At 75.4% G+C, this 1,391-nt stretch carries 1 protein-coding gene and 1 pseudogene; one reads left to right on the forward strand and one right to left on the reverse strand.

What is annotated here, in order from left to right:
- Nucleotides 1-336, reverse strand: a pseudogene (locus KBX53_RS32915) (M23 family peptidase); the annotation flags it as partial.
- Nucleotides 337-568: 232 nt separating this feature from the next.
- Between KBX53_RS32915 and KBX53_RS32920 the strand changes: the two are divergent.
- Nucleotides 569-1,391: molybdopterin-dependent oxidoreductase (locus tag KBX53_RS32920; protein ID WP_210863756.1), on the forward strand; the 823-nt coding region annotated here is incomplete at its 3' end.

Here is a 1,391-nt window from a genome sequence, read left to right on the forward strand (position 1 = left end):
GAAGCGCCCCGGGCCCGCCCCGGCGCGGCGGAGCACCGCGGCGGCCGGGGCGGCCAGGTCGACGCCACGATGGCCGGGCAGCCACGGGCGGGGCGGCGGGTCGAAGCGGCGCACCAGCCGTGGCGGCCCGTCGACCGGCCAGCGGAACCGCCCGGTGGGCGCCGGGTCGGCGACCGGCACCGTCAGGGCCGCGACCGGCACTGTCGGCGTCGGTGGTTGGCCGGGGACCGCCGCGCCCAGCACCGCCAGCCCGCAGAGCTGGACGGTCAGCGCGAGCGGGAGCGCGGCGCTGAGCAGCACGGTGCGTCGGATCGAACGGAGGGCTGGCGGTCGCATGACGGCAGCCTCCGACCCTGGCGGGGTCGTCCGCCAGCCCGGCCGGCGGGCCTGTGGACAACCGGCGGCGCTGTGGACGAGCACCCGACGGCTTCGATGATCTGTTATGCGCTGTCCCCCGGCCCGACGCGGGTGCGCCGCCGTACCTCCGGTGCCCGTTTTCGGACCGCCAGGAAGGGCCTAGGCTGTGCCGCGTACGGCGGGTGCCGCCGTCTGCACCGGGGAGGCCCACATGACCACTCACGCTGACCGGACGTCGCCGCTCACCGGGCCGACGGTGGCCGACGTGAGCGGCCCGTCGAGGCTCGCCGAGCCGGACGAGACGATCAGCGCGGAGGAGTTGCAGCTCGCGGCCCGCAACCACGGCATCCCGTTGGAGGCGCTGCGCTACGACGTCACCCCGGCCGGGCTGCACTACCTGCTGATCCACTACGACATTCCGGCGCTCGACCCGGCGACGCACACGCTGAGCATCGGCGGGGCGGTGGACCGGCCGTTGACGGTGACCCTCGCCGACCTGCGCGAGCGCCAGCGGGTCACCCAGCAGGTGACGTTGGAGTGCGCCGGCAACGGCCGGGCCCTGCTGCACCCCCGGCCGGTCAGCCAGCCGTGGCTGGTCGAGGCGGTCGGCAACGCCGAGTGGACCGGCACCCCCCTCGCTCCGCTGCTGCGGGAGGCGGGCATCGACCCGGAGGCGGTGGACGTGGTCTTCACCGGCGCCGATCACGGCGTGGAGCGCGGGGTCGAGCAGGACTACCAGCGGGCGCTTCCGGTCGCCGACGCGCTGCGTGAGGAGGTGCTGCTGGCGTACGAGATGAACGGCGCTCCCCTGCTGCCGCAGCACGGCGCGCCGCTGCGGCTGATCGTGCCGGGCTGGTACGGCATGGCGCACGTGAAGTGGGTCCACTCGATCGAGCTGCGGACCGAGCCGTTCGCGGGGTACCAGAACGCGGTGGCCTACCGGGTACGCCGCGACGCCGACGACCCGGGGGTGCCGGTCACCCGGATCGAGCCGCGTGCGCTGGTCCGCCCGCCCGGCTTCCCCGATTTCATGT

Source organism: Micromonospora sp. M51 (assembly GCF_018070305.1).
Lineage (GTDB): Bacteria > Actinomycetota > Actinomycetes > Mycobacteriales > Micromonosporaceae > Micromonospora > Micromonospora parva.